16 protein-coding genes and 1 pseudogene are annotated in these 19,544 nt (G+C 37.0%); 14 read left to right on the top strand and 3 right to left on the bottom strand.

The window, feature by feature from the left end:
* The first annotated feature begins 290 nt into the window (after positions 1 to 290).
* The 3 genes from BLV86_RS15110 (at position 291) to BLV86_RS15125 (ending at position 4,126) form a co-directional block, all read left to right on the top strand.
* A complete protein-coding gene (locus tag BLV86_RS15110) occupies positions 291 to 476 on the top strand; it encodes a helix-turn-helix domain-containing protein (protein ID WP_090819172.1) in 186 nt (61 codons plus the stop codon).
* 1,979 nt (positions 477 to 2,455) lie between these two features.
* A complete protein-coding gene (locus tag BLV86_RS15120) occupies positions 2,456 to 3,712 on the top strand; it encodes a replication initiation protein (protein ID WP_090819178.1) in 1,257 nt (418 codons plus the stop codon).
* Positions 3,713 to 4,126: a hypothetical protein gene (locus BLV86_RS15125; RefSeq protein WP_090819182.1), complete on the top strand. Its 414-nt coding sequence runs from the start codon at positions 3,713 to 3,715 to the stop codon at positions 4,124 to 4,126. It abuts the gene before it with no gap.
* Between the two features lie 58 nt (positions 4,127 to 4,184).
* On the opposite strand, the gene BLV86_RS15130 is transcribed toward BLV86_RS15125, so the two are convergent.
* Positions 4,185 to 4,382: a hypothetical protein gene (locus BLV86_RS15130; protein ID WP_090819185.1), complete on the bottom strand. Its 198-nt coding sequence runs from the start codon at positions 4,380 to 4,382 to the stop codon at positions 4,185 to 4,187.
* A gap of 70 nt (positions 4,383 to 4,452) precedes the next feature.
* On the opposite strand from BLV86_RS15130, the pseudogene BLV86_RS15135 reads away from it, so the two are divergent.
* Positions 4,453 to 4,752, top strand: a pseudogene (locus tag BLV86_RS15135) (alanine racemase); the annotation flags it as partial.
* Positions 4,753 to 4,820: 68 nt separating this feature from the next.
* On the opposite strand, the gene BLV86_RS15140 reads toward BLV86_RS15135, so the two are convergent.
* On the bottom strand, positions 4,821 to 5,414 hold the full coding sequence (locus tag BLV86_RS15140) for a hypothetical protein (protein ID WP_090819191.1): 594 nt from the start codon (positions 5,412 to 5,414) through the stop codon (positions 4,821 to 4,823).
* A gap of 408 nt (positions 5,415 to 5,822) precedes the next feature.
* Between BLV86_RS15140 and BLV86_RS15145 the strand changes: the two genes are divergently transcribed.
* Positions 5,823 to 6,182: a hypothetical protein gene (locus BLV86_RS15145; RefSeq protein WP_090819194.1), complete on the top strand. Its 360-nt coding sequence runs from the start codon at positions 5,823 to 5,825 to the stop codon at positions 6,180 to 6,182.
* Positions 6,183 to 6,261: 79 nt separating this feature from the next.
* Here BLV86_RS15145 and BLV86_RS15150 read toward each other — a convergent pair whose 3' ends face one another.
* Positions 6,262 to 7,236, bottom strand: coding sequence for a LysR family transcriptional regulator (locus BLV86_RS15150; RefSeq protein WP_090819197.1), 975 nt, complete (start codon positions 7,234 to 7,236; stop codon positions 6,262 to 6,264).
* Positions 7,237 to 7,510: 274 nt separating this feature from the next.
* Between BLV86_RS15150 and BLV86_RS15155 the strand changes: the two genes are divergently transcribed.
* The 9 genes from BLV86_RS15155 to BLV86_RS18375 all read left to right on the top strand — a co-directional run bounded on the left by BLV86_RS15155 (position 7,511) and on the right by BLV86_RS18375 (position 19,529).
* Positions 7,511 to 8,686: a mandelate racemase/muconate lactonizing enzyme family protein gene (locus BLV86_RS15155; RefSeq protein WP_090819200.1), complete on the top strand. Its 1,176-nt coding sequence runs from the start codon at positions 7,511 to 7,513 to the stop codon at positions 8,684 to 8,686.
* Between the two features lie 12 nt (positions 8,687 to 8,698).
* A complete protein-coding gene (locus BLV86_RS15160) occupies positions 8,699 to 9,982 on the top strand; it encodes an SLC13 family permease (protein ID WP_090819203.1) in 1,284 nt (427 codons plus the stop codon).
* Between the two features lie 24 nt (positions 9,983 to 10,006).
* A complete protein-coding gene (locus BLV86_RS15165; RefSeq protein ID WP_090819205.1) occupies positions 10,007 to 11,083 on the top strand; it encodes a mandelate racemase/muconate lactonizing enzyme family protein in 1,077 nt (358 codons plus the stop codon).
* Between the two features lie 296 nt (positions 11,084 to 11,379).
* Complete coding sequence (locus tag BLV86_RS15170) at positions 11,380 to 11,643, top strand: hypothetical protein (RefSeq protein ID WP_090819207.1); 264 nt, start codon at positions 11,380 to 11,382, stop codon at positions 11,641 to 11,643.
* Between the two features lie 148 nt (positions 11,644 to 11,791).
* A complete protein-coding gene (locus BLV86_RS15175) occupies positions 11,792 to 13,771 on the top strand; it encodes an Eco57I restriction-modification methylase domain-containing protein (RefSeq protein WP_090819210.1) in 1,980 nt (659 codons plus the stop codon).
* Positions 13,772 to 13,886: 115 nt separating this feature from the next.
* Complete coding sequence (locus tag BLV86_RS15180) at positions 13,887 to 17,237, top strand: DEAD/DEAH box helicase family protein (RefSeq protein ID WP_090819213.1); 3,351 nt, start codon at positions 13,887 to 13,889, stop codon at positions 17,235 to 17,237.
* Between the two features lie 267 nt (positions 17,238 to 17,504).
* Positions 17,505 to 18,587 (top strand): hypothetical protein, encoded by a 1,083-nt coding sequence (locus BLV86_RS15185; RefSeq protein WP_090819216.1) that lies wholly within the window; start codon positions 17,505 to 17,507, stop codon positions 18,585 to 18,587.
* A gap of 45 nt (positions 18,588 to 18,632) precedes the next feature.
* Entirely contained in the window at positions 18,633 to 18,845 is a 213-nt protein-coding gene (locus BLV86_RS15190) for a YdbC family protein (protein ID WP_090819219.1), read from the top strand.
* A gap of 51 nt (positions 18,846 to 18,896) precedes the next feature.
* Positions 18,897 to 19,529, top strand: coding sequence for a hypothetical protein (locus BLV86_RS18375; protein WP_242873336.1), 633 nt, complete (start codon positions 18,897 to 18,899; stop codon positions 19,527 to 19,529).
* Positions 19,530 to 19,544 lie beyond the last annotated feature (15 nt).

Consider the following 19,544-nt stretch of genomic DNA (forward strand, 5'->3'; position numbering starts at 1 on the left):
ATATATATATATATATATTATATTTTCACATCTCATCACTTGAACTTTAAGATCAAGTGATGAATTACTGACTATTTTAGAATACGTCTTTATTCTAGCGTCAATTTTAATTATGACGTTTTGACTTATATTGTCCGCTTTTTTCTACATCAATTGAAAAATATAAGGTATAATTTGACAAATATTATTATCGTGTTTTAAACACCATATACTTCCAGAGACACGCTTTACCGAGTAAAACAAGATGGAATAGGAGAGTGCCTTCCTGTCTACTAGAAAGGATCTTTTAAATGACAATTAAAGAAGCACGGCAAGCAGCCGGATTAACGCAACAATCAATGTCTGATCTTTTGGGTATACCAAAAAGATCTATAGAAAACTGGGAAGGCGGAAAGAGACAATGTCCTGATTGGGCAGAGCGTCTGATTGTAGAAAAGCTTCTTAGCATTACCGAACAGACTCCAACAGACAAATAACTGCTTTTTAATTTGAATTCTTAGTTAAAGCGTTTAAAAACCACTACCACAGAAAACAGTATGTGGTGGTAGTAGTATTATTTAGTATATATAAGTATTAGTAAGTATTATTTTATTAAGAAGAAAGTCCGGAAAAGGTGCGTAGATTTGGGCATAAAAGTGCGTTAATTTGGGCAAAAAGGTGCGTAATTCTGGGCATAAAGATGCGTTAAATTAGCAAAAAGGTGTGTTAAATTAGCATTTTTTGAAATCCGGATAGGGATATTATCTCATAATCTTTTCTGTACAGTCTGATCTTACTTGAATATAAAACAAGATTCTTTTAGTTCTCATAAAATCTTACAGATCCTACCTAATATTCATCCTTAAAGACGAGTTTTTGGACATTTCTATCTGAAATTTTGCTGGAAATATGCTCGGCCAAGGTTATAAAAGGTGCGTTAATTTGGGCATGAAACAGCTAAAAAGACTGTCATTTGAAACTATTATAATTCAAAATATGCGTTAATTTGGGCAAAAACAATAAACTGTGTGTAAATATAACAAGGCAGTAAAAGGTGTGTTAATTTGGGCAATATTGGGCTTCTTATAGGCTGATTTTAGATGATTCAGGATTACTGGTTCGAACACAGGAGCTTTATTGAAAAATTATATCGATTAGGGCACAAGACTCATGAAAAAGATGCGTTAATTTGGGAATTAAAGCTTAAAAGGTGCGTTAATTTGGGCGTGATATACGGAATAGTGCGTAGATTTGGGCAAAAAACGAATAAAAGTGTGTTAATTTGGGCAATAATTGCCTTCATAGATTCTGGTGTTACAAGATCCAGTCGTATTGGTTCGAACTCCGAACTTTTTTTAAAAAGATATAGTGATTTAGGCAAAAGTTTCCTGAAAAGGTGTGTTAATTTGGTCAGAGAAGTTCAAAAGGTGCGTTAAATTGGGCATTGAATAGAGAAAAGGTGTGTTATTTTGGGCTTAAATGATTAAAAGATGTGTTAATTTGGGCATCTGATAGAGGAAAGTGTGTAAGAGCGATATCGTTACAAAAGGTGCGTCAAATTGGGCAAGAAAACAACAAAAGTGTGTTATTTTAGGCATAATATATGAAAAGGTGCGTTATTTTGGGCTAGAAACGTGTTGTAATAGATTATTCGCTCCTTGATTGGTTGGCCAGATTCCTGACACAATTATATAGTTCGGTCCAATGATGCAGCCGGATCTATATGCCTGTCTTTTTCATATCAATTAGAATTCCTATTTGAATAAAACCCCGTGAGAGAGTTCATGGTTTTTGATACTTGTAAAAGTGCGCTAATTTAGCATGAATGTACAAAAAGGTGCGTCAAATTGGGCATGAAATAAATAAAAGTGTGTGTTATTTTGGGCCAAAACAATGCAAAAGGTGCGTTTAATTAGCATTAAATGTATGAAAAAGTGTGTTAATTTGGGCTGGAAAATAAGAAAAGTGCGTTAATTTGGGCATAAATGTGGTGTGATTAATAAATCAGCACCGGGTCAATTGAACGGATTCCAGACACCATTCTTTCAGTTCCTATTTGATAACCTGATCTAGATGGAAGCCTTTTTCGTATCTATTTTAATTTGAAAAGCTCAGTTAAAAATCTACCGCAACTTTTCTCACTAAAAATCCGCGTAATAAAGAGCATTTTTGGAAAATCCCTGTAATAGATTATGTGGGTTTTGATTCTTTCAAAAGTGTGTTATTTTAGCATGATTGAATAAAAAGGTGCGTTAAATTGGGCATAAAAAGAATAAAAGAGTGTGTTAATTTGGGCTGTAAAATACGAAAAGTGCGTAAATTTGGGCATAAACCTTCAAAAGGTGCGTAAATTTGGGCGAAAAAACACGAAAGGTGCGTTAAATTGGTCTTGAAATTTTCTCATAAAACCCTCATAATATATTATAATTATATTCAAAAGGTGCGTTAATTTAGCAAAAATTGTTTAAGGAAAACTATGCCAAGAAAGAAAAGATCAGAACGAAAAGTTATTCGTTCGAAAAATCCAATTAAAGTTGATGATCCAAGAAATTATACAATACGTAAAGGTTCTGAACTTATTCAGGAAGGACGCTTTATGCTTACTAAGAATGAGTTCAAGGCGCTTAATTTTATTATTGGACTTGTGAAACCGAAAGATACCGCTGGTACTGTTTATAGTTTTGATTGTCGTAAATTCCTTAATACACTTGGATATAAAGCTAATAGTGACTTAAACGAAGCAAGGTTTATTATTCAGAGTCTTGCAAGTCATAAATGGTGGATCAAAGATAAGGAATCGGATAAATGGAAATTAGCGGGCTGGATTGACCTGGCTGAGACGGATTCAGACTCACGAGTAATGAATTTCACGTTTCATCAGACTGTGACACCTTTTTTGTTTGACCTTGATAATCCCGATAATCATAAATTTATAACCAGGTATAAGTACGGTTATATCAATCAGATGCAAAAGGAGTATTCTCCGAGATTATATGAACTGCTTAAGTCTTATGCAAACAACGATGAGTGGATATTTGAGTTTAATACACAAACCGAAAAAGATATTTGCATCATACTTGCCAAGACAGAATTAGATCAAAAGACCAAAAAAAAGACTGTCTTTATCCCTAAGAACTGGAGCAGATTTTCCCAGTTCAAGAGAGATGTATTGGATCCGGCAAAAGAGGAGATTAATAAGTATAGCGATATTCTCATAGATTACGAACCGCTTAAATATGATCTTTCAGGAAACAAACACAGAGGAACAGCTGCAATCAAGTTTTCTATAACATCAGCTGGTAAGAGAGAGACAGAATCGGATATAGAAGACACGGATACCATTGAGGAACCAAAGCAGATGTCCTTCGAGGATGTGTTCCCTGAAGTTGCTCAGAATGAACAACAAAAGCATATGGATGAGTACAGAAAGGCAAAGGAAGCTGCTATCGATAATAGTGCTTATCCAAATGTTATGGAATTATTGTACGGAGATGTAACAGAGACACAGATAGCTGTTCTTATCGAGTCGCTTAGTGAACGATTAGTACCTGGAAGAATACCCAAAAGATTTTTGGATGCGTGGGCCTGTGATGTTATCAATCATTACTGGAGAAAAATCAAGGCTACACCGGAACGAACAAAATCTAGTCCGTTCCTCAGATTAATGAGCGACCTAACGTTTGATAACGACGGTAAAATTTTAGAACGATCACAGTGGGAGAGGGAAGTTTAAATGGCTTTAAAACTTAAGGAATATAAAAATGGAATATATGGTCTGAAGTGCGGAAAACATTATGTTGTACCGAGTTCTTCAGAGCCGGATAAATATGATGTAATTGATAATAAGAAGAATATAGTAACTCAGGGGTTTTCAGACATAGAGGATGCTCATTGGGCCATTAAGTATTATGAGTTAAGCCCAAAGAGAAAAGAGATATTCGATAAAATGGCTAAGCTGGGTATTTGGGAGTTCAGCGGTGTTATGGAACAATACATCAGGGGAGAAGATATTATGGGTGATCCAGATGATAATGATTGGCTTTACAAAACAGTTCTTGAACTCAGGAACCGGAAGAAAGATTTAAAGCCGGAGATACCTGGAGATGATACCAGCTATCAGTTATTAAAAATAGAAGAAAAAAAATAATGCTTGATATAAAGCGAAACGAAAGCCCTGAAGAACAATTAACTTCAGGGCTTTTTTCTTATTCTTTTTTAGGTTTACCCATCTTTATATATTCGATAATTGCGATAGTATTTGCCAAAAACAGGGATATAACAAGGAGCCACATTACTTCAGGTCTAGATTTGTCCATGAAGATATCGACCACCAATGCCAATATCCATAAAAATACTGCCGCCTTCATCTCAAAAGTCCAATTCCATTTTCCTCTAAAAAACATGTAACTCACTCCCTTCCATATTATTTAATATATATGATTATACCAAAGCAAAATATATAGATTCAATACAGAGTCAGTGAAGGATGTCTGTAAAGAGATATTAAACCTACCGCATGTGAAGGTCCTTGGCCTTATGACTTCGGCACCTTATACAGAGGATCCGGAGACCAACAGACTGTTCTTTAGAAAGCTTAATGCTTTGGCGCATGAGCTTTATGAGGAAAAACTTATTGCTAATGAAGACTCTGACTTCAACCTCCCGGTTCTTTCCATGGGTATGACCGGGGACTATGAAGTAGCGGTAGAAGAGGGCGCCACAATGGTGAGAGTCGGTACCGCAATATTCGGTAACAGAAACTATAATATGTAGTGACCTTAGATAATATAGAAAAAGGCCTGTGAAGTAATAGCAGTATCTTCACAGGCATTTTCTTTGTTTTATTCCGAGCCGGTTCCTCCGGCATCCGAAGCTGCAGCATCAGCTTCTACTATTTCCGGGGCACCTTCAGGTGCTTCGGTTTCGCCTATATCCGTCTGATCTTTCGGCTTTTCCTCTTCGTCTTCCCAAAGAGACTTATGTTTCTTTTTGGTTTTCTCAGACATCATCCGCATTTGTTCTGCCATGGTGTATAGTTCCGGGAACTTTTCCATCAGTTTCTTTAGATCCTTTGCTGGCACACGGTCTCCTTTACCGTAACGAATGGCTACCTGCATGCATTTGCTCATTTCTTCGCTTTCCTTGGCATAAGCGTCAGCTTCATTTTTTGCAGCCTGTATATTCTGGAGGGATGCCTGAAGTTCTGTGACCATGGCCGTATAATCACAGTATTCCTTATGTTTTTTCGAAAGTGCCTGGTAGCTAAGTTCCAACCGGTCATAATCTTCCTTTAAGACATCGGCTTTTTCCGGCTCTTCTTCCATTATCTTCGCCAATGATTCCTTCTCATGACGAACTTCGCTCATTCTCATCGTATATTTTCTGATCTGTTTCCCATAAGTGGTGAGGGCATCATTGATTGTTAGTTTTGACATGGCAAACCTCCTGAGATCATGTTCAGTAAAATCAAATACTTCCTATTGGGCTTATCGGCAGATTCAGGACAATTTAATAGAAAAACATGGAAATAAAACCAGCCCAGAAATTGATACGATGTCCTTAGATTGGAGGGCAGGAGACATTGGTGACCGCATTAAATTAATTAAAGCCGTATGCGAATAACGAATATATATAAATATATACTTATATCTGCAAATGATTGACTGTGCGAGTACCTAGCTTTGTAAACACCTTTTTCTTATACTGGATTTCTCTTTCCATAATTATCCTGTAACATAAACAAGTCATCCGGAGATATGGTTCATTATAGAAAAGCTCGTGGAGCATACGTATTTTTGGATGATGCAGTATTTAGCAGCTGCGTGCTGTAGAAAGAGGAAATTATGATATACAGGATAATTCCAAAGCAGGAAGTGATTATCAATGCAGAAACCAAGGAAGAAGCCATGGAGAAATACTTATTGCTGAAAGATACGGAGGTTGACGGATTATTTCAGGCGGTAACTGAAGAAGAGTGGAAGAAAATCAGGTCTGATGAGGACTACGAGGGACATAAGCGGTTTCTGAAAGGATACATGATGGAACGGTTTATGGAAAAGCATAATGTGTCAGTGGAAGAGGCTATGAAGCTTAAGGATATCGCATATGAAGCCTATGTAAAACAGGACGAACTCAGAGATTATGAGGCAGTGGATAAGGTCTATAAAGACTATTGTGAAAACAAAAGTAAGAAAAGCGCATAGAATGAGCTAAATCAAAGAACTTTAAAGGAAGGGTCGGTACATCCACCCTTCCTTTTTCTGATTTTAGGTTGGGTTAAAGTTATTTTTTCATTATTTCTTTCATGATGCCAATAGATTCTTTTATATACTCTTTATTAGGATTATCTTCTTTATATATTGCATAGTATTTTCGGGATATCTTCATCTTTGGAAGTTTACAGTAAATAATCTTCTTGGAATTCGGATTACGTGTAAGGGTTAGAAGATCCGGCGAAGTGTACATGTATCCCAGACCCATTTGAAGCATTGTTGTAGCAGTTATCATATTTGCGGTCCTTAATACCCTTATTGGATGTATCGGATAGGACGAAGCAAGATTTCTTAGATTTATATACAATGCCTGTGATGTATCCGGCTCGATAATGGGCATATTATATAGGATCTCCGGATCGATTTGCACAGGATCATCTTGTGAATTATTGGGGAATATTTTATTTGCAATATCATAGGTGTTAACTTCTGCTCTTCTGTTTTCAGGGTAAAAAGTGTATGGATCCAAAAGATTTTCAGGTATAAGCAGGCACATCTTTTGCTCCGTAATCTCTTCAAAGACAAAGTTAACAGTATCAAGAGATATATGGCCGAACATCAGATCTATCCTGTCTTTTTTCAGGTCTTCTAGAATCCTTTTTTCCGGATTTTCATGAATAGTGATATTTAAAAATGGATGCTTTTTTAACATCCTTTCAACCAAACCAGGCATACTTACTTCAGAATTTACCTGCCCGATTCCTACTCTGAATTCATTCTTGGCCAGTGAGTTTTTCTGCAGGCTTTCTATCAAATGCTGCTCTTCTAAAAGAAGCTGATGCATTTTCTGTATATAAGCTTTTCCTTCAGTTGTTATCTTTACAGGAGTTGTGGAACGGTCAAAAAGCTTGAATCCAAGGTTTTTTTCAAGATTGTTAATAAAATTGGTAAGTGTAGGTTGCGAGATATACAAACGACGTGCAGCCTTAGTAACATTTCGTTCCTCTGCAACCATCATAAGATAATCAAGCTTTTCAAAAGTCATAATAATTCCTTTCGTATTCGAGGCGGGAACCCTAAAGTATCGTCTTTGGGTATTAGTGATAAAAACTCCTTTAGCGTACAGGAAGTAAAACCCATAGCCTTAAAGCTATCAATGCATTGCTTATAATCAATTTTATTTTAGCATGATTTTTATTTAAGATACATCCATAAATGAACCTGAGCATCTGAGCATTAATACCGGCGCATCTGATAAATGTTTGATGTGAAGCTAAATATGAGTATTAGGGTTCTTGAAAAAGGAGGAGGTATTGGGTTTGAAAATTACTGATTTAAAGGTGATACGCGCTAACAGATGCGTTTTTGCCAGGATTGAAACAGATGAAGGTATATATGGCATAGGAGAAGCCGGAGCATGGGGGTTTCTTGAAGCTTCGGGGACAGCTATAGAGACATTTAAAAGCTACCTTATAGGAAAAAATCCTCTTGATATCGAACATCATTGGCAATATATGCAAAGATTCAGTCATTTCAGAGGTGCTGTTGTAATGGCGGCAGTTTCTGCAATAGATATTGCTCTTTATGATATTGCCGGTAAGTATTTCGGCGTTCCTGTATATCGCTTGCTTGGAGGGAAATGCAGAGACAAGGTTCGCGTTTACAATCACACAGCAGGTCAGACAGAAGAACAGTTGGTAGAAAATGCAGTTAAGGGAAAAGAAGCCGGATTCACAGCACTAGGTCATCTAAACCCGTATCTTGATGAACCAAGAGATATGCCATTCCATGATAACTCAACTGAATTACTATATAAGGCAGAAAGAAGAGTTGCAAAGGTGAGGGAAGCGGTTGGCGAAAGTACCGATCTTTGTCTTGAACTTCACAGGAGACTTGATCCGGGTCTTGCGGTTCAGCTAAGTCATCGTCTGGAAAAATATAATCCCATGTTTCTTGAAGATCCTATCAGACCGGACAATTATGATGAGATGGCATATGTTGCAGCACATTCCAACATCCCTATTGCCACCGGAGAACGTATTACCAGCTTTTATGACTTTGCAATGCTTATAGAGAAACATGCTTGCAGTTATATCCGTGCATCGATTGGAGTATGCGGAGGGTTTACAGGAGCGATGAAGATTGCCCATCTTGCAGAAGCTCATCATATGAGTCTAGTGCCGCACAATCCGCTTAGTCCTGTTACAACAAATGCAGTCCTTCAGTTTGCAGCTGCAACTGAGAATATCATGATCTGTGAATATCCTGATCCATATAAGGCATCAACGGCTGATAATCTGATGGGAAATAATGTTTCCTTAAGGCAGGTAGATATGGTCACTGAAATACCGGAATTCAGGGACGGATATCTTATGGTACCTGACAAGCCCGGTTTAGGCATTGATCTTATAAACGATGTAGAAGAAAAGTTTCCATTCCGTCCTCATGCAGTAAGTGCAAGGCTCAACCTGGACGGATCAGTATGTGACCAGTAAGGAGGAGTGAGTATGTCACAGTTAACTATATGTATCTTAATTTTCGTAGTTTCTCTTATATTATATGGCCTTAATAAATTTCCTATGGGTGTTGTGGGACTTATGACCATGCTTGCCATAAGTATAACTGGTTGTCTTCCGGCAAAGGATGTACTTGGATATTTTGGCGACAAGAATCTGGTTATGACAGTTTCAATGTTTGTTGTATCAGCCGGTCTAAGCCGCACAAGTCTCATTGATAAATTTTCAAAGTTTATATGTAAGATCACCGGCAATTCCTTTAAAAGAACCATTTTTGTATATATGGTTTTAGCTATGATACTTACAAATCTCATGACGAGTCCTGGAGCGGTTTTCTGTATAGTATTCCCACTTGCTGCTGAAGCATGTAAAGAGTACGGAGTATCTCCTTCAAAGGTAATGTTCCCTTTAGGTGTTGTTTGTGTCGGATGTTGCTGTATCCTTCCTTTTGGCGCAGCCATTTCTCAAGGCGGTATCAATCAGGGTCTTTACGAGACCTATAATCTGGGAATAAATTTTAACCCCATTGATTTCACAATTGGTCGCTGGCCATTTCTATTGATCATTCCATTATGGGCTATCACCCTTGGGTTAAAGATGTCTCCGGAAAAACCCACAGTGCCAATCGGAGTTGAGATAACTGGAACAAAAGAGAAGAAGCCACTCAATCGTTTTTCTGACATCGCAGGTGTAATGATATTTGGACTTGTAGTTTTACTTATTTTCTTTGGTAACAAGTTAGGAATTGCTGCATGGCAGGCAGCACTCGCAGGAGCTGTTCTTGATATTGTGTGTGGTACTTTAACAAAGAATGAAGCTATCCAGGCTATTCCTGTTGATCTTGCATGTATGCTCGCTGGGGCACTTTCTATGGCAGGAGCTCTTACTCAGACCGGCGCAGGTCAGGTTATTGGAGATGTTCTTGCTAATGTTGTAGGAAACGTTCAGAATCAGTATATTCTTGGTGCTATATTCTTCCTTATTCCTTTCTTATTAACACAGTTCATGCAGAATCAGGCTATCATCAATATCTTCACACCTATAGTCATAATGACCTGTCAGGCAATAGGTGGTAATCCAACAGGATTGATTGTTCTGATAACAGCAGCCGGTCTTACAGCGTATATGACTCCAATGGCCACAAGCGCTGTTCCTATTATGATGGGTGCAGGCGGATATGATATTAAGTCTCTCGTAAAGCAGAGTGCACTTCCCTCGGTACTTTTCGCTGCAATATATATTGGCTTCACAATGACAGTACTTCCGGTATTTTAATTAAGTAAAGGGATTTAATTTAGAATGAAAATAACAGATATACATGTAGAAAAATATAAATGGCCTAAGGCAAAGCCAATTGCAAACGGGAAACATATATTTACTGATAATGAACTGAATCTGCTTGTGATTGAAACAGATGAAGGAATAACAGGATATGGATGCAGTTGGGAAATTAATTTCGCTGAAAGGATCGGCAAAACCTTGATCGGTGAGAATCCTCTGGATCATGAGAAACTGTGGCAGAAAATGTATGTACCAAAGTTTCTAGGGAGAAAGGGTAATTCCCTTTGGACTATTTCAGCAATCGATATCGCACTCTGGGATATTAAGGCAAAGGTTGCGGGGATGCCGCTATACAGATTACTGGGCGGAGCTAAGGAAAAGATACCTTACTATATAGCCGGTGGATATTACGGTCCAGGAAAGGGAATACCTGAATTACAGAAAGAAATGGAAGAATACGTAAGCTGGGGTGCAAAAGCCGTCAAAATGAAAGTAGGAGCGCTTTCAATAAAGGAAGATCTTGAACGTGTAAAAGCGGTAAGGGAAGTTATCGGTAAAGACATCAAGCTTATGGTTGATGCAAACTGTGCGTATAAATTTTTTGAAGCCATTGAGTTTGCAAGAAAGGCAGAAGAATATGATATCTACTGGTTTGAAGAACCTGTTGAACAGGATGACTATGACGGTTACAAAAAAATTTCAGCAAAATCATATATTCCAATTGCTGCGGGAGAAAATGAAGCAACCCGTTTCGGTTATCGTGATCTTATAAATACACAGGCGATATCCATTATGAATCCTGATGCAGAATGTATGGGAGGCATTACCGAAATTATGAAGGTTGCGGCAATGGCAGATGCTAATGGAATAGTTCTTAGCCCACATGGACAACAGCAGGTTCATGTCCATATAGACTGTGCTTTACCTAATGCCACGATTGCGGAGTTTTATCCGCCTCAGTATGACGCGAAAGTCTATGAAGCATGGAAGAATCCTGTTCGGCTTAATGATGATGGAACAGTCAGTCCGTCAGAAACACCTGGTGCAGGACTGGATATTAATAGAGAAGTTCTTAAAGACTATAGAGTAGGATAATATCAATATAAATAACAAAACATAATACACGATACCCATATTGGCAAAACTATGAAATTTTGCCAATATGGGCGTTTTAATATGCAAACATATATTCTCTTTTTATGTACATTTTTTTCTCACCTTATTTGCTACGATATTTTTAGGATAAGAAGAACAGAAAAGACTCATTGGAAAGGATTTGCTTCTTCTTACATCAAAAAGCATCCGTGACCAATACAATGGCGGATGCATATATTGAAAGTATAGAGTAGTGGTCACGAAGAGCGTGACCGGTAGAGAATCAGGAGGACAAAATGGTTAGGATGCCGAACAAAAAGACACTGATGCTAAGGAACATCGATATCCGTATAAGATATGCCGCAGGATACAGCGAAAAGGAAGTCTCTGAGATGTGTGGTATGGATCTCGAAGTGTTCCGAAAGAAATGGAATGATGTTTTAGAGCGGGTAGATTACCTTTCAAGGCAAGGGTTTGAAGATGATGTTAGGGCCTTTATGAATGATGGCATTTTCTGCATAAAAGGATTCACGGAGACAAGAAGTTTCAATTTCGCATGAGTAAAAAGAGATAAGACTAAGTATGTTGTTAGTTGTCGAAACCTTTGGCATTTTTTCGTCATATTGCCTCAGATGTAATCATTAATCTTTTAGATAGAACATAATTAAAGTATAATAAATGTAATATTTTTGCAGTACAGAGGTTTCTATGGACAAGCTTATCAATGTAAATTCTTATCCTATCAATAAAGTATTGAAATATCTTTTAATAGATAAGACTACCGGAAAAAATATCATATGGGCTACTGATACATATACAAATAGTGGCAAATATAAAGATACTGATACCATAGAAATGGTTGATCTTATAGGCTTTGATTCCCTTGTTTTACAGCCAAGAATCAGTAAGTCTATGGAAGAACAACAACAGAGAACTAGAAAAAAGGCAGAAGTATTTACTCCTGTTTGGCTGTGTAACCACATGAACAACTATTGCGATGAGCAGTGGTTTGGCAGAAAAGAAGTATTCAATATAGAACGTGAAGACCATAAATGGAAAGTTGTTAAGGATAAAATAGAGTTTCCTAAAGGGAAAAATTGGAAGAAGTACGTGGACTCAAGACGGTTAGAAATCACATGTGGTGAAGCTCCATTTCTTGTATCTAGGTATGATATGGCGACAGGGAATCTGATTCGTCCTCCAATGAGGCGTATAGGTATACTAGATAGAAAAATGCGGATAGTTAATGAAAACGCTTCAGATGAGGAATGGTTAAAGTGGGCAATACGGGCAATTCAGGCTTGTTATGGATTTGAATATCAGGGTGATAATCTATTAATAGCAAGGATAAATATGCTGCTATCTTTTGTGGATTATTACATGGATCGTTTCTTGGAGGAACCTGATATAAAGATTGTAAAAAAGGTTTCAACAATTATATCATGGAATCTTTGGCAGATGGATGGTCTTCTGGATGTTGTTCCTAAAGGCAGTTTAAATGAGATTAATCACCAATTTAATATATTTGAGATGTTTGAAAATGATAATGAGCCAGAATATATGGAAGATATACCTTGTAGAATATATAATTGGCGTTCTAATGAGTCTTTGTTGTATAAGGATTGCAAAGGAGACAAGGCTATGAATAAAAAGCTTTTTGATTATTGCATTGGAAATCCACCTTATCAAAAAAAATCGGTAGGAGCCAATGCAAACGATACACCTGTTTATCATTTCTTTTATGATGCTGCCATAAATGTAGCTCGAAAAGTTGAATTGATTACACCTGCAAGATTTCTCTTTAATGCTGGTGGAACCCCAAAAGAATGGAACGAAAAGATGCTAAGCGATACACATTTTAAAATAATGAAGTACGAAGGTTCAGCATCAAATGTTTTTAGAAACACATCCATCGCGGGGGGCGTTGCTGTTACATATTATGATGAAAGTGCGTCTTTTGATCCAGTAGGGGTTTTCACTCCTTTTGAGGAATTAAATACGATATTAAAGAAAACAGAAAAAATCACAAAAAAATATTTATCTGATACGGTAACCAATAGAGGACTTTATAAATATTCTGATTTAGTGTACATGGAGCATCCAAAAGAAATGGAAAGAACTGCAGATCGAAGAATAGCTCCTAGTGCTTTTGAACGAATGCCTGAATTATTTACTGAGAATAAACCAAATGATGGGAAAGAATATATACAGATATATGGTCCGTATAAAAATGAACGTACATACAGATGGTTCAGAAAAGATTATGTGGATTATGTAGATAATCTAATTAGATATAAAGTTCTTGTTTCGAAGGCAGACGGCGCTGCTGGACAATTAGGAAACCCTGTGCCGGCAAGAATTATGGGAAAGCCTGTTGTTATATCTCCTAATGTTGGATTTGCAGAAACCTTTATATCTATCGTGGAATCAGATTCGATGTTAGAGGCTGAGGCGGCTGCAAAATATCTGAAGACTAAATATGCAAGAACAATGCTAGGGGTACTAAAGGTTACTCAAAATAATCCCAAACCTACATGGGGTAAGGTTCCGATGCAAGTTTTTAATGATACGTCAGATATAGATTGGTCTAAATCAATCCATGAAATTGATCTTCAGCTTTATAAAAAATATGAACTTGATGATAAAGAAATAAGTTTTATAGAAAGTTATGTGAAGGAAATGAGCTGATGAAAAGGGTGCTGAATTAAAATGGCGAAACGTCAGCTATAAAAGTTGATGGCGTGTTTTACACAAAAAGGAAGAAACTCACTAATTTATGTGAGGAAATGGAGATAAAGTAAGAATGGCCAAAAAAATCAATCTAAAAACATCGGAAAAAGTAGTACCTATGATCTATGCCTACACTACTCCTGAAATACGTAGACATGATGGCTGGACAAAAATTGGATATACGGAGCAAACTGTTGAAAAGCGTCTTGAACAGCAAATGCATACTGCTGATGTTGAATATAGGCTTGAATGGAAAGGCACAGCAATTTATGACGACGGATCTGGAGATATATTTCATGATTCCGATTTTCATGCTTATCTCAGTAAAAATGGAATTGAACGTAAAGAAGGAACTGAGTGGTTCAAAGTCTTACCACCACTCTCAAAAACATTGTTTTATCAATTCAAAGAGAAAAGAGGGCAGTTAGAATCTTCTGAAGTTATCAAATATTCTCTGAGACCAGAACAGGAAAAAGCGGCAAGAGAGGCATTTGACTACTTCAATAAACATGAGAGAGGACAATTCCTATACAATGCAAAGCCACGTTTTGGAAAGACCCTTACAACCTATGATCTTTGCAAGAGACTTGGAGCTGTTAACATTTTAATCGTAACTAACAGACCGGCTATTGCTAACTCTTGGTATGAGGATTATGAGAAGTTTTTGGGTACGAAATCTGGGTATCACTTTGTGAGTACTGTAGATGGAATACAGGATAGAAAGAAGCATCCTTATGTCATGGGAAGAGAAGAGTATCAGAAATACGCTTCTCATGTAGATGAAAATGAGTTTTGTGGCTGTATAGAGTTCATAAGCTTACAGGATCTGAAGGGCTCAATTTATTTTGGTGGTCAGTACGACAAGCTAAAAGAAGTGCGTGATACAAATTGGGATATCCTAGTTATTGATGAAGCCCATGAAGGCGTTGATACCTATAAGACAGATGTAGCATTTGATCATATTGAACGTAAACAAACGCTGCATTTGTCGGGCACTCCATTCAAAGCTCTTGCTAATGATAAGTTCTCAAGGGATGCAATTTATAACTGGACATACGCTGATGAGCAGAAAGCAAAAAGAGAGTTTAAGGGAGAACCAGGAGATGAAAATCCATATGGTAAGCTTCCTCGGCTTAATATGTTTACTTATCAGATGTCCGAAATCATCAGAGATAAACTGTCTCAAGGCATTGAGATTAACGGGGAGACAGAGGAGTATGCTTTTGATTTGAATGAATTTTTCTCTACCAAGAATAATGGACAGTTTGTATATGATGATTCTGTAGATATGTTTCTTGACGCCCTTACATCTCAGGAGAAGTTTCCATTTTCTACTGATGATCTAAGGGATGAGCTTAAACATACTCTATGGCTTCTTAATAGAGTAGATAGTGCAAAGGCACTTGCAAAGAAGCTTAACAATCATCCAGTATTTAAAAATTATGAGATTGTACTCGCGGCAGGTGATGGAAAGCTTGATGAGGATAGGGAAGCTGATGATGTTGAAATAAAGAAAGCTTTTGACAAGGTTAACAAGGCAATTAAAGAGCACGACAAAACAATAACTCTGTCTGTAGGTCAATTAACAACCGGTGTAACTATCCCGGAGTGGTCTGCCGTATTAATGCTGTCAAGCCTTAAGAGTCCAGCTCTTTATATGCAGGCTGCATTCAGAGCACAAAATCCATGTCTTTTTACAAAAGGCACAGAACATTATAGAAAAGAAAATGCGTATGTTTTTGACTTTGATCCAGCGAGAACACTCATCATATATGAGCAGATAGCTAACGGTCTTTCTGATGATACGTCAGGAGATAAAGGAGACTCTGACACACGTAAACAGCATGTCAGAGAGCTTTTAAACTTCTTCCCGGTATATGCAGAAGATGCAGAAGGTGAAATGATTGAGCTTGATGCTGAAAAAGTTCTTTCTATACCTAGAAAGCTAAAATCACAGGAAGTAGTAAGACGTGGATTTATGTCGGACTACTTATTCCAGAACATTGGCAGGGTATTCAATGCTCCACAGGAAGTATTAGATATTCTTACTGCCATAGCACCTTCAAAGGACGATTTTGAAGTTAATCCCCAGGTAGCTGAAGATCTCTCGATAAATGAGGAAGGTGAGGTTCAGCTTGATGAAGATTATGTCATAGGTAAAGCTGCCGATATGTTCGGTGACAAGATTTATGACAAGAGTGAAATAGACGACGTATTAACCAATGTTATTGAAAAAACTGCTCCAGAGAAAACAGATTCAGTCAAAAAAGAAGAAGAGCTCATAGAAAAGTTAACCAATACATTCAAAACAGAAGTTACAGACCACATTCTGGATGTTGCCGAGAAACAGTATGGCAAAGAGCTGTCTACTGCAACAAAGAAAGGTTTGGAACGTAAGCTCCAGACAGAGACTCATGCAGTTGTGGGAAAAGCCGTTGGCGATTATAAAATCCAGCAGCGTACTCTTGAGAAAGAGCGTGAGGAAAAGCTTGCAGAAGCTTCCACTAAAGAACAAATGCAGACCATCAATCAGATGATTGATGAGCAACAGAAAAAAGCAGTAGAGACTTTGCAGAATACCATCAAAGAATCTGTAGAAACTTTTGTTGAAAATGCAGGAAAGACTGTTGTAGAGACCGTAGAGACTGAAAAGAGAGAACAGAGAAAACGAACAATTGAAGATTCTATAAAGGATCATCTGCGCGGATTTTCAAGAACCATTCCTTCATTTCTTATGGCTTATGGTGACGAAGAGACCACATTGGAAAACTTCGACAAGATAATCCCCGATCAAGTATTTAGGGATGTGACAAGTATCTCTCTGGAGGCATTTAGGCTGCTTCGTGATGGTGGTAAGGTTAAGAATTCGGAAACTGGTTTAGAAGAGGACTATTACGGTCATTTATTCGACCCGGTTGTATTTAATGACTCTGTGAAGGAATTTATGGCTAAGAAGGTTGCTCTTGCTAATTATTTTGAACCCGGAAAGGAGGAGGATATCTTTGATTATATTCCTCCGCAGAAAACAAACCAGATCTTTACTCCAAAGTGGGTAGTTAAAGATATGGTTAATCGATTAGAGGCAGAGAATCCGGGTTGTTTCGATGACCCGAATCATACCTTTGCGGACCTTTACATGAAATCAGGTATGTATATTACTGAAATAGTGAAGAGGCTTTATCAGAATGAAAGCATTAAGAAACTCTACCCTGATGACGCTGAAAGACTCAATCATATTTTTGCAAAACAGGTTTACGGTCTGGCTCCAACACAGATTATATATAAGATTTGTCTTTCATACATTCTTGGATTCAGCAAGGATATAGAGATTAAGAAGCATAATATTGAGTGCTGTGATGCACTTCAATATACTGAGGAGAATGCCCTTGAGAAGAAGTTAAAGGAATTGTTTCCTGACCTTTAAAAATTAATAAAAAGACTTGGATATAATTTTAAGCGTGACTATCAGCACAGTAGTCACGCTTTTTTAACAGAGATTGAAATACGTTTATTATTTTACTAATAAAGACGATTATAGTAAATATACGTTTATTCTAAGGACGGCGTAAGAGATGCTTTCAAACATATGGGAAGAGATTAGTACGTAGCTTATTTTTTATACATTGAGTTAGTTAGATAAATAGATATGTAAGATTATCTATATAAGATTAAGTGAAAAAGGAGATTATCTATGTATGATCGCTTACAGTTAAGCCATAGAGATGATTATTATGGTCTTGTGTTACTAATTGAACATTATGACATTATATCCAAGAATTTGTTTAAAGTTATTAATGAATATTTTCGTCTAGTTGCTTATGTTTCAGACTCAGCTACGGAAAACGAAATAATTAGATTCAAAGATGATATAGAACGATTGAGTAGTGAGGATGATTTTTGGCAACTTAGTAATAATTTTTCTATGTTAAAAAGTGAGAATGCAACATGGGAGAAGGATTTAGATCATTTTGAACAAATATATGGGTTTCAGATTTGTGGTGATATAATTGAGCAGCTGAAGATATATATTCTTAATATGATTAATCTTTGGAATTATTTAAACACGGAGTTTGATCATATAAGAATTTATAATAATAATTCTATACTATCATTGTTAAAAAAGATAAATCCAGAGATTAAGTATAGATTAGGTAAGATTCGTGGAATGTATGATTCTTTATTGGATAAATCCAATGTTATGTTAGATAATGTATTGGAAGAAAATGAACGTAATAATGAAACGTGTTTTCTTGAAAAAATCAAATCAGCAACAGGATGCTATTTTGAAGTGATAATAGAACGTGATGCTTATAGAGTGGCAGATGGCATTGTTGATAAAATTTTTGGAAGAATGAAAGAAGACATACTTATAGATAAATATTCTTTTTTTCACGAGTTTGCTGAAACAGTCCAAAATGCTGATTCTGATTATTGGGCGCTATCAGGACAAGATTATCCTAGAGATGAGGAAACAGCAAACATGGAAAAAAGTATTCGTTCCTATATAACAGAAGTATTGGACGATAATACACGAAGCACAGAAGATGATTATGTTCTTGCATGGCTTGGTAGAAGTGAAAAAACAGGAGAAGTTAGTTGCTCTTTATTAGAAAAGCCATCAATTAGAGATATATATTATGCAATATTCAGTCGGTGTTGGAAAAGAGCTGATGAATATGATTTAATAGATGATCCAGATTATGATTATTATGGAAGACATAGTTATGACTATGACGAAGATGATGAAGATAATAGCGATGACGAAATTAATTGATTTTGTATTAGTAACGAAGACGTTAAGTGTTCAAGAGGAGTAACAATGGCAGATTTTAAATATGAAATAATTGAAGAAATAGGAGTTCTTTCTACCAGTCCAAAAGGCTGGCAGAAAGAATTTAATAAAGTTTCATGGAATGGAGGAGCGCCAAAGTACGATATCCGTGACTGGGCTCCGAACCATGAGAAAATGGGTAAAGGTGTAACCCTTACTGACGAAGAAGTGGCTGCATTAAAAGATTTGCTCAATAAATAATGCCGTAGGTTTTACATATGAACAATCCATCTTTTGGTTAAGGAGAATACCATGAGCAAAGATTTATCATTGATATTTGAAAATAAACCTAAGCAATGGGGATTGAGAGGTGACCCCTATCTCTGGGATGAGATGAAGGAAGCCTTTAGAGGCAAATCTTTTGACATCACACCCAGAGATTTGGCAGGAGAAATATGTCAGTATTATGAGAAAGTCGTAGGTGAACCACTAAAATATTACACTATGGTTCATGTTAAACGATTTGACCATGGAGGAATGTCTTCCGGAATGGTTTCGGGAGAATTTTGGATATGTCAGGGTATTCCCCATTTGATTGAGAATTTCAAAAAGATAAAGTCTGGATATCCTGTCGTGACATTATGCGGAAGCACACGGTTTAAAAATGAATTTATAGAGATACAGAAGAGGCTTACACTGGAAGGCAACATTGTCATAAGTGTAGGTCTCTTTGGGCATTCCGGGGATGATGAAGTCTGGGATGGCATGGATGAAGGAGCTGTTTCCAAAACCAAGGAAATGCTTGATGACATGCATAAGCGGAAAATTGACTTGTCAGATTCTATTTTTGTAATTAACGTGGGCGGTTATATCGGGGAAAGCACACGTTCGGAAATTGAATATGCAAAAGCACATGGGAAAGCGGTTAGGTATTTGGAATCCTAGTATGTTGTTTTACAA

Source organism: Oribacterium sp. KHPX15 (genome assembly GCF_900107835.1).
In the GTDB taxonomy this organism is placed as follows: domain Bacteria; phylum Bacillota; class Clostridia; order Lachnospirales; family Lachnospiraceae; genus Oribacterium.